Source organism: Marinicauda algicola (assembly GCF_017161425.1).
Taxonomy (GTDB): Bacteria; Pseudomonadota; Alphaproteobacteria; order Caulobacterales; family Maricaulaceae; genus Marinicauda; species Marinicauda algicola.
This window is the reverse complement of sequence record NZ_CP071057.1, coordinates 218,962-231,322: the sequence shown is the minus strand read 5'-3', so window position 1 is coordinate 231,322 and position 12,361 is coordinate 218,962. Positions and strand designations below refer to the sequence as shown.

Annotated in this window: 10 protein-coding genes and 1 pseudogene; all 11 read right to left on the bottom strand. The window is 71.4% G+C overall.

Going from position 1 to position 12,361, the window contains the following annotated elements; translation table 11 throughout:
• The 11 genes and pseudogenes from JW792_RS01195 to recN all read right to left on the bottom strand — a co-directional run bounded on the left by JW792_RS01195 (nucleotide 1) and on the right by recN (nucleotide 12,358).
• Entirely contained in the window at nucleotides 1-1,341 is a 1,341-nt protein-coding gene (locus JW792_RS01195) for a hypothetical protein (protein ID WP_135994471.1), read from the bottom strand.
• Nucleotides 1,342-1,388: 47 nt separating this feature from the next.
• Nucleotides 1,389-2,810: an ATP-binding protein gene (locus tag JW792_RS01190; protein ID WP_241095021.1), complete on the bottom strand. Its 1,422-nt coding sequence runs from the start codon at nucleotides 2,808-2,810 to the stop codon at nucleotides 1,389-1,391.
• Nucleotides 2,807-3,496: a response regulator transcription factor gene (locus JW792_RS01185; RefSeq protein ID WP_135994472.1), complete on the bottom strand. Its 690-nt coding sequence runs from the start codon at nucleotides 3,494-3,496 to the stop codon at nucleotides 2,807-2,809. Before JW792_RS01185 ends, JW792_RS01190 begins: the two co-directional genes overlap by 4 nt.
• Before the next feature lie 15 nt (nucleotides 3,497-3,511).
• On the bottom strand, nucleotides 3,512-3,841 hold the full coding sequence (locus tag JW792_RS01180) for a PepSY domain-containing protein (RefSeq protein WP_135994473.1): 330 nt from the start codon (nucleotides 3,839-3,841) through the stop codon (nucleotides 3,512-3,514).
• An 81-nt stretch (nucleotides 3,842-3,922) separates the two neighbouring features.
• Nucleotides 3,923-4,837: a DnaJ C-terminal domain-containing protein gene (locus JW792_RS01175; RefSeq protein WP_135994474.1), complete on the bottom strand. Its 915-nt coding sequence runs from the start codon at nucleotides 4,835-4,837 to the stop codon at nucleotides 3,923-3,925.
• Between the two features lie 113 nt (nucleotides 4,838-4,950).
• Nucleotides 4,951-5,700 carry a GTA baseplate fiber-binding domain-containing protein gene (locus JW792_RS17165; protein WP_420871259.1) on the bottom strand — a complete coding sequence of 250 codons (750 nt, stop codon included), beginning with the start codon at nucleotides 5,698-5,700 and terminating at the stop codon, nucleotides 4,951-4,953.
• Between the two features lie 336 nt (nucleotides 5,701-6,036).
• Nucleotides 6,037-7,179, bottom strand: a pseudogene (locus JW792_RS17160) (baseplate megatron protein TIM-barrel domain-containing protein); the annotation flags it as partial.
• Entirely contained in the window at nucleotides 7,091-7,717 is a 627-nt protein-coding gene (locus tag JW792_RS01165) for a terminase large subunit domain-containing protein (RefSeq protein ID WP_241095020.1), read from the bottom strand. The gene JW792_RS01165 and the pseudogene JW792_RS17160, both read right to left, overlap by 89 nt.
• Nucleotides 7,608-8,210 carry a hypothetical protein gene (locus JW792_RS01160; protein WP_158291512.1) on the bottom strand — a complete coding sequence of 201 codons (603 nt, stop codon included), beginning with the start codon at nucleotides 8,208-8,210 and terminating at the stop codon, nucleotides 7,608-7,610. Before JW792_RS01160 ends, JW792_RS01165 begins: the two co-directional genes overlap by 110 nt.
• Nucleotides 8,211-8,313: 103 nt before the next feature.
• Entirely contained in the window at nucleotides 8,314-10,425 is a 2,112-nt protein-coding gene (ligA, locus tag JW792_RS01155) for an NAD-dependent DNA ligase LigA (protein WP_135994477.1), read from the bottom strand.
• A 211-nt stretch (nucleotides 10,426-10,636) separates the two neighbouring features.
• A complete protein-coding gene (recN, locus tag JW792_RS01150; protein WP_135994478.1) occupies nucleotides 10,637-12,358 on the bottom strand; it encodes a DNA repair protein RecN in 1,722 nt (573 codons plus the stop codon).
• Between the last annotated feature and the right edge of the window lie 3 nt (nucleotides 12,359-12,361).

The following is a 12,361-nucleotide window of genomic DNA, read 5'->3' as shown; positions in this document are numbered from 1 at the left end:
TTACGCGGCTTTGGCTGCGGCAGTCCGGCGCAGGAGGATGTTCGCGGAGTCCGTCTCGCCGAGCGCGGTCAGCAGGCGCGCCACGTCCTCCAAGCGCGTGCGGGCCGCCTCGGCGTGCTCGCCGTCCTCGTCGCGCAGCTGGCGCAGGAGATGGCCGCCGAGCTCGTCGAGTTCGGTCTTCAGATCGTTGAGCAGCTCCTGATGCGCCCCGCCGACCGCCGCGCGCGAGGCGTCCGCGGCGGTGGCCTTCAGGAACAGCGCCAGCGCGACCGCTTCCTCGAACTCGGCCATGCCGGAGGCGGGAACCGGATTGAGCCGCGCCGCGCGGCCGGCCCGCGGCGGGGCGAGCACGGGATCGAACACCTTGCGCGCGCGGGCGTGGATGCGCTCCATCTGCGCGGCGGCGCGCGTTCTCAGCGCGACGAGCTTCTGGCCCCAGGCGCCGTCCTTGCGGATGCCGATCTCGCGCGTCATGCCCACCGTCACCGTGGCGAACTCGGCCAGCGCCGCCGCGGCGGCCCTGGCCTCGGCCGGGCTCGCCGGGCTCTTCTCGAAGCCGGACAGGTGATGCTCGGCGTCGAGCAGGAGCGCGTCGCCGATCCCGGCCATGTCGGTGCGCGAGAGCAGGAGGTCGTCGCCGCGCTTGCCGATGCGCTCGAAGGTGCGAAGGATGCGCCAGGGCTTGGTCAGACGCGCCATCACGAAATACAGGAACCAGGCGCCCGCATCCGGGTCCTCCTCGGCGGCGCGCTCGTAGCGGTCGCGCAGGTCGGCCGAGACGGCGTCGGAAATCTCCTCGATCGCGCTGGGCAGGCCGTCGAGCGCGCGGCGCAGCACCGGTGCGGCGCGCAGGATCACCGCGATGTCGCGCACCGCCTTGAAATCGCGCACGCCGAGGAATTGCCTGAGGCGCTTCTCCGCCTTGGGGTCCTCGTCGAGCCGGTCCAGCTCCGCCAGGATGCGCTCGGCGACGCGTACCCGCAGGCAATCGAGTTCGCCGCTTTCCGAGGTCTCGAACCGCGCCGCCGCCCGGCGCGCGGTCTCGGCCGCCTCCCGGTCGAGGGTTTCGTCGATCCAGCGCCAGAGGGCCTCCAGCACGGCGGGAGGCGCGTAGGCGAGCGAAGGGCGGGTGTCGGCCGGATCGCCGGACAGCGGGGCGAGCGGAGCGAAGAAGCGCGTCCGCGCGGCCTCCTCGGGATCGAGCCGGCAGAAGGAGAGCAGGCGCGCGAGCAGCGGATCGCCCTCGCCCGCGGCCAGGGTCAGCCGGTCTGCCACCGGGCCAGGCAGCGTCCGGAGCAAGGTGCGCAGGCGTTCGATTTTTGCCGGCGTCAGTGAGGTCATCGCCCTGCCGATCGAAATTCCAGCGACAAGGCATAGCCTTATTACGGTTAACGCGTCGTTTGCGCGCCGGATGCGGCGGCCGGCAGCTGGAGTCGGACGCGAAGCCCGCCGAGTTCGGCTGTCTCGAGCACGAGATGCCCGCCATAGGCCTTGGCCAGATCGTTGACGATGGCGAGGCCGAGCCCGGTCCCCGGCGCCTGCTCGTCCAGGCGCACGCCGCGCTCCAGCGCCTGCACGCGCGCCTCCTTCGACAGGCCCGGGCCGTCATCCTCGATGACCAGCTCGAACCGGCCGGGTTCCAGCTCGCGCGCGCTCATGCGCACCTGGCGCGCCGCCCACTTGCAGGCATTGTCCAGCAGGTTGCCGACGAGGTCCTCGAAATCCTGGCGCTCGCCGCGGAAGACGAGGTCCGCGGGTGCCTCCCACTCGATCTCGATGCCGCGCCGCTTGTGGATCTTCGCGAGCGTGCGGCCGAGATCGTCGAGCACGGGCGCGACCGGCGTGCGCGCGCCGATCGCACGCGCATTGGCCGCGGCACGCGCACGGCGCAGGTGATGCTCGACCTGGGCGGACATGGTCTCGCTCTGGCGGCGTACCAGCTCGGCGAGCGGGCCCTCCTCGCCGCGGGCCTCGTTGGACAATACCGTGATCGGCGTCTTCAGGGCGTGGGCGAGATTGCCGACATGGGTGCGCGCGCGCTCGACGACCTCGCGCGAGTGGTCGAGCAGCGCGTTGAGCTCGCCGGCCAGCGGCAGGAGTTCGTCCGGATAGGCCCCGCTGACCCGCTCGCGCCGCCCGTCGCGTACCTCGCTGACCGCCCGGCCCATGCGCAGGACAGGCGCGAGGCCGACGCGCACCTGCACGACGATCCCGGCGACGAGCGCGAGCGCGAACAGGGCGAAGAGGGCGAGCGAGAGGAGGGCGAACTGCGTCACCCGCCGGTCGGCGGGCCGGCGGTCCTCGCCGACGGCCACAAGCACGGGCGCGTCGAGCCCCGCGAGCTGGATGGCGCGCACCACCACGCGCAGCGGTTCGCCGCCCGGGCCGCGGATATCCCCGGTCACGGACTGCCCGCGCCGGGCGAGCGCTTCGCCGGCGAGCGCGCCGGGCAGCTCGAGCGTCTCGTCCCACAGCGAGCGCGACCGGGCGAGCACGGGGCCCGCCTCGCCGTCGCCGGACCGGCCGATCTGCCAGTAGCGCCCGGAGAGGATCTGGGTGTAGCGCGTGTCGGAAGGGGGGCGGGCAAGCTCGATCGACCCATCCGGCTGCACCTCGGCGGAGACGATCAGGTATTCCGCGACGTCGGCGAGCCGGTTGTCGAGATCGGACAATATGGTCTGGCGGAACAGCAGGGTGAGCGCCAGCGCGCCGACGAGCAGCAGCGCCGCCGACCAGGTCAGCGCGGTCAGGACCAGGCGCTGGACCAGCGATCCCTTGCGGGAGAGAACCTCGTTTGCTGTCTCGCTCACCCGGCCTTTGCGCTCTTTCTGTCACCTGCGGGATCGACCAGACGATAGCCGAGACCGCGCACGGTTTCGATGCGCTCGGGACCGATCTTCTTCCTCAGGCGCCCGACGAAGACCTCGATCGTGTTGGAATCGCGGTCGAAGTCCTGGTCGTAGATGTGCTCCACGAGTTCGGTCCGCGAGATCACCCGGTCACGGTGATGCATCATGTAGGACAGCAGGCGGAATTCGTGGCTCGTCAGCTTGACGAGGCGGTCGCCGATGAAGACCCGCGCCCCGCGCGTGTCCACCGACAGATCGCCGAGTTCGAGCATGGAGGAGGCGTGCCCGGCCGCACGCCGGGTCAGCGCGCGCAGGCGCGCCAGCAGCTCCTCGGGATGGAAGGGCTTGGTCAGATAGTCGTCCGCGCCCGCGTCGAACCCGGCCACCTTCTCGCTCCAGCGGTCGCGGGCGGTCAGGATCAGGACGGGGAAGTCGCGCCCGGCCTCGCGCCAGCGCTCCAGGACGCTCACCCCGTCCAGCTTGGGCAGGCCGAGATCGAGCACCACGGCATCGTAGGGCTCGGTGTCGCCCAGGAACCAGCCCTCTTCGCCGTCCTCGGCCCGGTCGACCGCATAGCCGGCATGGTCGAGGATGTCGGCGAGCTGGCGATTGAGATCGCGGTCGTCTTCGACGATCAGGACACGCATGGCATCAGCCCTTTTCTAATAGCGGTAATTGCGGATCTCGCGCGGCGGGATTTCCCGCCCCGTGCGCGCGTCCGCATAGATGTCGAGCCGGCGCCCGTCCGGCGTGATGACCCGGATGAGGTAGAAGGGCGCGCGCTCGCGATACAGATCGACGATGCCGATCGACTGCGCGGAGGGATAGCGCCGCTCCATCAGCCGGATCATCTCGGAGGCGGGAATGATCTCCCCGGCCTCGCGGGCATCGCGCGCCTCGTCCTGGGAAAAGGACGAGCGCTGCGCCTGGGCCTCGTTGACGAGGCCCCCGGCGGCAAACAGAACAAGCGTTATGACGAACGTGCGGATCATGTCCCGATCTATGGCCTCTTGCGGCTGAACCCGTCCTGAACGCGGGATGCGGGTTTCGTTCAGGCAAGCCGCATGCCGCGCTCAGGAGGAACGCCTGAAACGCTTGCGCGGATCATAGTCCGCCGGCGGGGTCCATGTCTCGACGAAGCTGTCGAGCTGGGGATCGTTGACGGGGATGTCGATCATCAGGCGCACGATCTGGTCGCCGCGCGTGCCGTCGGGTTTCGGCACGCCCTTGCCGCGCAGGCGCAGCAGCGCACCCGAACTCGTGCCCTCCGGCACGCGTACCTCGACCGGGCCCTCCACGGTCGGCGCGCGCACCTTGCCGCCCTGGAGCGCTTCCTTCAGCGTGATCGGCAGGTCGACGCGGATATCGTCGCCTTCGCGCCGGAAGAAGGGATGGGGGCGGATCTTCACCTCGACGAGGCCGGCTCCGGCCGGGCCGCCATAGCCGCCGGGATGGCCCAGCCCCTTCAGGCGCAGCACCTGGCCGTCCTCGACGCCGGCCGGGATGGTGACGTCGACCGCCTTGCCCGGCTGGAAGTCGATGCGCCGCTTCGTGCCGGTTACGGCCTCCTCGAAGCTCACGTCGACGGTGCGGCGGATGTCTGCGCCGCGCCGGGCCTGCGGGCGTGCGCGCCGCGTGCGCTCGGCGGTGCCGAAATCGGTGAACAGCTCGGAGAAGATGTCGCCGATATCCTCGAACTGGCCGCGCGGACCGCGTGCGCTCGCCCCCGCACCCGGCCGGGAGCGGAAGTGGAAGCCGGCGGTCTCGCGGCCCTGCGCATCGATCTCGCCGCGATCGTACTGGGCGCGCTTTTCCGGATCGGACAGCAGCTTGAAGGCCGCGGTGACCTCCTTGAACCGGTCCTCGGCCGCCTTGTCGTCCGGGCGCGCATCGGGATGCAGCTCCTTGGCGAGCTTGCGGTAGGCGCGCCGGATCTCGTCGGTCGAGGCGGTCTTGGAGACACCGAGAATCGCGTAAGGGTCCTGCATGGGCGTCTGATAGCAGCTGGTCCGCCGCCTGGCGACAAGGCCGGCGCGGAGACGGGGGGACGGGTTCGGCTATCAGATGGTCCCGGAAGAGAATTTCCGCAAGCCGCAGGGGGTCATAGCGCGAGGCTCGCCGCTGCGCCCGGCCCGTAGGTCTCCGACAGCTGAGCGACCTCGAAGCGCGCGCCGGCGATGCCGCCGGGAAACAGCAACGCCTCCAGCGCGGAATCGAGGAGGAAGACTGCGCTTGCCACCGTCGCGGCGTGGCGCTCGGCCCCGCCTTCATCGTACAGCCGGACCTGGTAGGCCTCGCCCGCCTCGGCGAGCGGGACGCTGCCCGCGCTCCAGGCATCCCCGCCCCGGCGCGTGCGCCGTGTCCAGCTGAATTCGCGCCCCGACACGACAGGGCGCTGGCGCAGATGCACCGGCTTCAGCGGGCGCTCGTCGAGGCCTGCATGGACCGCGCTCACCTCGGCCGCCGCGACATCGTCGAGGCTGCGTCCCGCCGGTACCGCGCGCACCAGGAGCGGCTCGCCGCGCTCGTGCGCGGCCACGGGCAGCACGGCTCCGGCCCCGTTCAGCAGCACGGCACGCGCTCCTGCGCCCGCACCGGGCGCCGCGCTCCCGCCGAGCCCGCGCAGCAGGGTGGACAGCACCCAGCTGCCATCGCCCTGCAGGCTCGCGGTCAGGAATTGCAGCACCTCCCAGCCCGCCTCGGTCTCCACCGCCAGCCGGTTCGCCCCCGCGAGCAGCGCCAGACGCTCCGTGCTCGACAGCGTACCGCGGTAGAGGCGCACGAAGACGCGGCCGGCCCGGTCCCACCGCCCCTCGAAGCCCGGCGGAAGATCGGCGGTGAGTTCCCCCATCACCGCCCGGCGCGTGAGGCGCGCGCGCTCGGTGAGGCTTGCCCCGTCGGGTCCGGCGAACACGACCAGCTCGCCCGGCCAGGGCTCGCCATGGGCGGCGAGCCACAGCCCGCCGCGCGGATCGTCTTCGCCCGGGGCGAGCGGCAGGTCGAGCAGGCGCAGCACGGCGCGCGAGGCCGCAACCACCGGCTCGCCCGCGCCCTCCGGGTCGGGACCGGAGAGCACCGGCCCCCGCCGCAACGTCGTTTCCAGGCCCGCCTCGCGCGCGGCCAGCCCCTCGAGGCTCGCCAGGCGCCAGATCCCCGCGTCCGGCGCAGCCTCCAGCATGACGATGTCGCCGGGCTCGATCGCGGCCGCCGAGGGCGGCAGGACGAGCCGGGCCTGTTCGCCGCTGGCCAGGAGACCGGCGAGCGCCTCGCCCGCCCAGCGCCGGGCCAGTCCCTCGTCGGCCAGCACTTTCAGCGAGAGATCGGCGAGCCCGTCCACCGTGCCGTCGAGCCCGCGCGCATACGCGCTCGCCGGGCTGTAGTCGCCGTCGTCGCCGATGTGGGCCAGGCGCAGCTCGCGCACCCGTTCGCTCGCCGCGCTGCGCGAGAGGGACACGACCGGCCCCTCGGCGCCCCGCACCAGCGCGCCGGTCGGCAGGCTCGTCGCGGCCGTGCCCGCGCGCGGCAGGGCGGCCGGCCCGTCGGCGCGGTCGACGAGATCGAAGCCGAACACCGCGCCGAGCCGGGCGAGCGCATCGCGCCCGCGCTGGGCCCGGTCCAGGACATGGCCGGCGACCAGGCCGTCGAGCCGGGAGACGTCGAGGGTGTCGAGGCCGCAGCGCATCGCGATATCGGCGACGATGCGCGCCAGCGAGGACTGGCCGGCCCGGCCCGTGAGCCAGTGGCCGAGCCGCCAGTTGCCGCCATCGCTCCAGACATGGCCGAGGGCGGGAAATTCGGGAAAGGGCCGCGCATCCCAGGTCCAGACCTGGCTATGGGCGAGATCGATCATCGCCCCGCCATAGACGCCGGAGACCGGGTTGTTCGCCCGCCAGTATGAAAGCAGCGCCTCGACATGGCGGCGCTGGACGAGATCGTCGCGCCGGGCGTCGGAGAAATGGGGCGCCACGCTCTCCGAACTCTTCGGATCGATGAAGACGTTGGGCTGGTTCGCGCCCTTGTCGACGGCCGGACATCCGAGTTCGACGAGCCGCACCGGCTTCATCTCCGGCACCCAGGCCGTCGGCGCCGCCGCGCGCACCCCGCCCGGCCGGTCGTGATGGGCATTGGCCCACCAGTTCCTGACATCCTTGTAGCGGAAGACCCAGTCCTCGCCATGCGCGCTGTCCGCGATGGGGGTGCGGATCTGCGCCTCGCGGTCGGCCGGGCTGGCGTAATACCAGTCATAGCCCTCCCCGCCCTCCACGTTGGCGGCGAGATAGGCGCGGTCGTGGATCGAGGCCCAGCCGGCCTGCGCATCGAGATGGGCCGTGCCCTCGCGCCAGTCGGCGAGCGGGGCGTACCAGTCGATGCCGACGAAATCGATCTGCGTCGGCCCAGGCGAGATCGAATTGCGGGCCCCTGAGCCCGTCCGGGTCCTCGCCGGAAAAGCAGTATCCCACCGCCCCGTTCGGCCAGACGAGGCGCCGGCGCGAGGCCTCGAAGCGCGGCCGGATCTCCTGCGGCCCGATCGAAAGAAGCCCCGAGGGGCCCGCGATCATCACCTCGCGCACCGCCTGCTGGTCCGGCCCGATCAGCGCCACGCGCCGCGAGCCGGCCTCCACGCACGCGCGCACCCATTCCGCGCCCGCCCGCGTCTTGCCCGCCCCGCGTCCGCCGAGGAACAGCCAGACGCGCCACTCGGTGGCAGGAGGCAGCTGAAAGGGATGCGCCCAGCTGCGCCACAGGTCGGCATAGTCGTCAATCTCCTGATCCGTCTTCAGGGTCTTCAGCACCTTCGCGTGCTCGCTCGGCTTCAAGGAGTCGAGCGATCTTGGCTTCGAGGGCGGCGCGCCGCGTCTGGTAGTCATTATCCGCGCCTGCCTCCCTGGCTGTATGCTGAGCGGTGAAGACCGCGACGGCCTCGGCCGCCTTGGTCATCGCGAGCACGGCCTTGGCCGCGCGTTCGGTGGCCGCCGGATCGTGCCCGAGCGAGGCCTCGGCCTGACCGAGGACGTATTGCAGTTTCACCGCGAGCCGCGCCGGCCCGGCCGGCGGAAGACTGTCGGCTTCCCGGCGCAGGCGCGCCTTCACCCAGCGCTCGGTGAGCCCGAGGCGTGCGGCGATCGCCGCCGCCGCCGTGCCGGCCTGGTGTTCGTAGAGAAGAGGGCGCCAGTCGCGCGCGTGATCGGGCGCTGTCCGGCGCGGCGGGTCACCCGCCTCATTCAGTTTTTCGACCATGCCCGAACTATAGCCCGGCCCCGCCTCAGCCGGATTGATTCCCGAAAGTTTCGCGCAAGCTGCTGGAAACATTCTGGAAGAAAGTCGGCCGGGCGGGGAGAGCGGGCACGGCTGTTCCCGCATATGCCGCGCCGTGCGTGCGTCGAGGCCGCTTGGCGCCACCTCAGCATGAGGGAGGAAAGCAGCTCCCGCCGGGCCCTCCCCCCCAAAGGAAAGAGGCCGGAGATCACCCCCCGATCAGGGCCAGCCACTCGTCCTCGCTCAGCACGGTGACGCCGAGCTCCTGGGCCTTCTTCAGCTTCGAGCCCGCATCGGCGCCGGCGACGAGATAGTCGGTCTTCTTCGATACCGAGCCGGCGACCTTCGCGCCCAGATTCTGCGCACGCGCCTTGGCTTCGTCGCGGGTGAAGCGTTCCAGCGAGCCGGTGAACACGACCGTCTTGCCCGAGACCGGGCTCTCGGCCGAGGGCGGGGTCGCCGGCTCGATCTCCACCTCGGCCAGCAGGCGCTCGAGCGCCTCGACATTGTGTTCCTCGTCGAAGAAGCGCCCGATCGCGTCGACCGCCGCCTCGCCGAGCCCGTCTATGTCCATCAGCTCCTGGCGCTTGGCCGAGCCCTCCTCCTCGGCACGCCTGGCGACCTCGTAGAAGGCGTCCCAGTCCAGGTAGAGCGTCGCGAGCAGGCGCGAGGTCGTCTCGCCGACATGGCGGATGCCGAGCGCGTTGAGGAAGCGCCAGAATTCGATTCTGCGGCGCGCCTCGATCGCCTCGAACAGGTTGGCGACCGATTTCTCGCCCCAGCCCTCGCGCTCCTCCAGCCTCGGCACGATCTCGCCGGCCTCGTTGCGCCTTCTCAGGGTGAAGATGTCGGCGGGCTCGGCGATGATGCCGTCATCGTAGAACTCGGCGACCTGCTTGCCGCCGAGGCCCTCGATGTCGAAGGCCGAGCGCGAGACGAAGTGCTTCAGGTGCTCCTTCCTCTGATAGGGGCAGGCGAACTCGCCCGAGCACCGGCGCACCGCTTCCAGCTTGCCCGTGCGCTCGTTGATCTCGCGCACCGCCGGGGTCTGCAGCGGGCAGGGGCAGGTCCTGGGAAACTCGTACGGCGCCGCGCCCTCGGGCCTCTTCTCCTTCACCACCTCGACGATCTGCGGGATGACGTCGCCGGCGCGCTGGACGACGACATAATCGCCCTCGCGCACGTCCTTCCTTTCGATCTCGTCCTCGTTGTGCAGCGTGGCGTTGGAGACCACGACCCCGCCCACGGTGACGGGTTCCAGCTTGGCGACCGGGGTCATCGCCCCGGTGCGCCCGACCTGGATCTCGATGCGCTCGAGCCGCGTCGTGGCCTTCTCGGGCGAGAATTTCCAGGCGATCGCCCAGCGCGGCGAGCGCGACACGTAGCCGAGCCGGTCCTGGTAATCGAGCCGGTCGACCTTGAACACGACGCCGTCGATATCGTAGCCGAGATCGGCGCGGCGCTCCTCGATCTCCTTGTAGACCGCCCGCGCCTCGTCGAGCGTTTCCACGCGCTTCATCAGCGCGTTGGTCGCAAAGCCGAATTCCGCGAGCCGGCTCACCGCCTCGTGCTGGGTCGGCGCGAGCGCCTCGCTCGCCTCGCCCCAGGCATAGGCGAAGAATTTCAGCGGCCGGCGCGCGGTGACGTTCGGGTCGAGCTGGCGCAGCGAACCGGCCGCGGCATTGCGCGGATTCTTGTATTCCGGCTTGCCTTCCGCACGCTGGCGTTCGTTCAGCGCCTCGAAATCGGCGTGGCTCATATAGACCTCGCCGCGGATCTCGATGAGATCGGGCGCGCCCTCGATCCGCGCCGGTATGTCCTTCAGCGTCTTCAGATTCTCCGTGACGTTCTCCCCGGTGCGCCCGTCCCCGCGCGTCGCGCCGACGGTGAACGCGCCGGACTCGTAGCGCAGATTGGCGCTGAGCCCGTCGATCTTCGGCTCGGCGGTGAAGGCGAGCCGATCGTCCTCCTTCAGTCCCAGGAAGCGGCGCACCCGGGCGATGAAGTCGGCCATGTCCCCCTCGTCGAAGGCGTTGGACAGCGAGTACATGGGCTGGAGATGGGTGACCTCGCCGAACTCCTCGGCGGGCTTGGCGCCTACCCGCTCGGTCGGGCTGTCGGTGCGCTGGAGCTCGGGGAAACGCGCCTCGATCGCGGCATTCCTCTGGCGCAGCGCGTCATAGGCCGCGTCGGAGATGACCGGCTGGTCCTTCTGATAATAGAGCCGGTCGTGCCTGGCGATCTCCCTGGCGAGGCGTTCCAGCTCGGCCTTCGCCTCGTCCTCGCTGAGGGCGGACACGTCCTTCAGGGCGGGATTCATCGCTGCGCTCCTTCGCCAGTCCCGGCCCAGAGATACCCCGTCCGGCGACCCGCGCCAGCCCCCGATTCATGCATTTCCTCCGGTGTCGTCCCGGGCGCGCGCAGTGCGGCCCGGGATCTCGCGCAAGGGCGTGGCTGGCATCTTCGGCCCCGGCACGAGATGCCGGATGACGCCTTGCGTTTCCGGGATGACATGCGTTCCAGGTGCTGGACTACGACGCCATCAGCTGCGCCGCGGCGGCTCTCGCCGCTTCGGTGACCTCGGCGCCCGACAGCATGCGGGCGATCTCCTCGCGGCGCTCTTCCGGGGTTAGGGCGCGCACATGGGTGCGCACGCCCTCGCCGGTCTCGCTCTTCTCGATGCGGAAATGGTGGGCCGCGCGGGCGGCCACCTGGGGCGAGTGCGTCACCACCAGGGCCTGGCTCTCGGCCGCGAGGCGGGACAGGCGCGAGCCGACCGCGTCGGCGACCGCGCCGCCCACCCCCTGGTCGACCTCGTCGAACACCATGACGAGCCCGCTCTGCGCCCCGGCGAGGCAGACCTTCAGGGCGAGCGCGAAGCGGGAGAGCTCGCCGCCCGAGGCGATCTTGTCCAGCGGACCGAAGGGCGCGCCGGGATTGGTGGAGACCTCGAAGGCGACGCTGTCCCAGCCCTTCGCCCCGGGCCGGCTCTCCTCGCTCTCGACCGCGACGCGGAACTTGGCCTTGTCGAGCTTCAGCGGCGCGAGTTCGGCCATCACCTGCTCGGCCAGGCGCGCGCCCGCGCGCGTGCGGGTCTCGGTGAGCGATCGCGCCGCGCGGGCATAGTCGGCCTCGGCGGCCTTCAGCGCGGCCCCGGCCTCCTTCAGCCGGTCTTCGGCATGCTCGATCGCCTCGAGGCGTTCGGCGAGGCGGTTTCGAAGCTCGGGCAGGTCTTCCACCGCGACCGAATGCTTCCTCGCCGCGGCGCGCAGGGCGAACAGGCGCTCCTCGACCTTTTCCAGGCGCCCGGGTTCGACGTCGAAGGCGCTGCCCGCCTGCGCCAGGGCCTCCTCGGCCTCGTTGAACTCGATGAGTGCGCGATCGAGCGCGCCGGCGGCCCGGTCGAGCGCGGCGCGGGCGGTTCCGGCCGCCCCGGCATCGTCCTCGCCCGGCGCGCCGGCGGCGTCCCGGCCCAGCGCGTCGCGCACGCGTTCCAGGCCTCTCAGGGCAGAGTTCAGCCGGCCCGCCATGCCCTCCCCGCCCGACAGCGTATCGGCGGCCGCCTGCAGTTCGGTCAGCGCGGCCTCGGCCTGCTGCAGGAATTTGCGCTCGCCGGCGAGATGGGTTTCCTCGCCCTCCTTCGGGTCGAGCGCGTCGAGTTCCTCGACCGCGTGGCGCAGATACTCTTCCTCGCTCGCGGCGCGTTCGCTGGCGGCCTTGAGCTCCTCGACGCGGGCCTTCGCCTGCGACAGGGATTTCCAGGCCGCGGCGACGGCGGCGCGCTCGGCGGCGTTCTTCGCGAACTCGTCGAGCAGGCCGCGATGGGATTTCGGGTCGAGCAGGCCGCGCCCGTCGTGCTGGCCGTGAATCTCCACCAGCACGTCGCCGAGCGCGCGCAACAGGCCGACGCTGGCGGGCTGGTCGTTGACATGGGCGCGCGAGCGTCCGTCGCTCGTGACCACCCGGCGCAGGATGACCGGCTCGCCCGGCTCGGCGGCAAGGCCCGCTTCCGCGATCACGCTCCAGGCGGGGTGGTCGGCGGAGACCTCGAACACGGCGGTCGCCCCGCCCTGCTCGGCCCCGCTGCGCACCATCGCGCGGTCAGCCCGCTCCCCGCAGGCGAGGCCCAGGGCGCCCAGCAGGATGGATTTGCCCGCCCCGGTCTCCCCGGTCAGCGCCGAGAGCCCGGCATCGAAAACGAGGTCCAGCCTGTCGATCAGGACGATGTCGCGAATGGACAGCGAGGTCAGCATCGC

What these genes read in the sequence shown, in the direction of transcription:
- JW792_RS01195 (WP_135994471.1), bottom strand. Translation starts at nt 1,341, where the DNA reads ATGACCTCACTGACGCCGGCAAAAATCGAACGCCTGCGCACCTTGCTC.
- JW792_RS01185 (WP_135994472.1), bottom strand. Translation starts at nt 3,496, where the DNA reads ATGCGTGTCCTGATCGTCGAAGACGACCGCGATCTCAATCGCCAGCTC.
- JW792_RS01180 (WP_135994473.1), bottom strand. Translation starts at nt 3,841, where the DNA reads ATGATCCGCACGTTCGTCATAACGCTTGTTCTGTTTGCCGCCGGGGGC.
- JW792_RS01175 (WP_135994474.1), bottom strand. Translation starts at nt 4,837, where the DNA reads ATGCAGGACCCTTACGCGATTCTCGGTGTCTCCAAGACCGCCTCGACC.
- JW792_RS17165 (WP_420871259.1), bottom strand. Translation starts at nt 5,700, where the DNA reads ATGGGGGAACTCACCGCCGATCTTCCGCCGGGCTTCGAGGGGCGGTGG.
- JW792_RS01165 (WP_241095020.1), bottom strand. Translation starts at nt 7,717, where the DNA reads ATGACTACCAGACGCGGCGCGCCGCCCTCGAAGCCAAGATCGCTCGAC.
- JW792_RS01160 (WP_158291512.1), bottom strand. Translation starts at nt 8,210, where the DNA reads ATGCGGGAACAGCCGTGCCCGCTCTCCCCGCCCGGCCGACTTTCTTCC.
- ligA (WP_135994477.1), bottom strand. Translation starts at nt 10,425, where the DNA reads ATGAATCCCGCCCTGAAGGACGTGTCCGCCCTCAGCGAGGACGAGGCG.
- recN (WP_135994478.1), bottom strand. Translation starts at nt 12,358, where the DNA reads ATGCTGACCTCGCTGTCCATTCGCGACATCGTCCTGATCGACAGGCTG.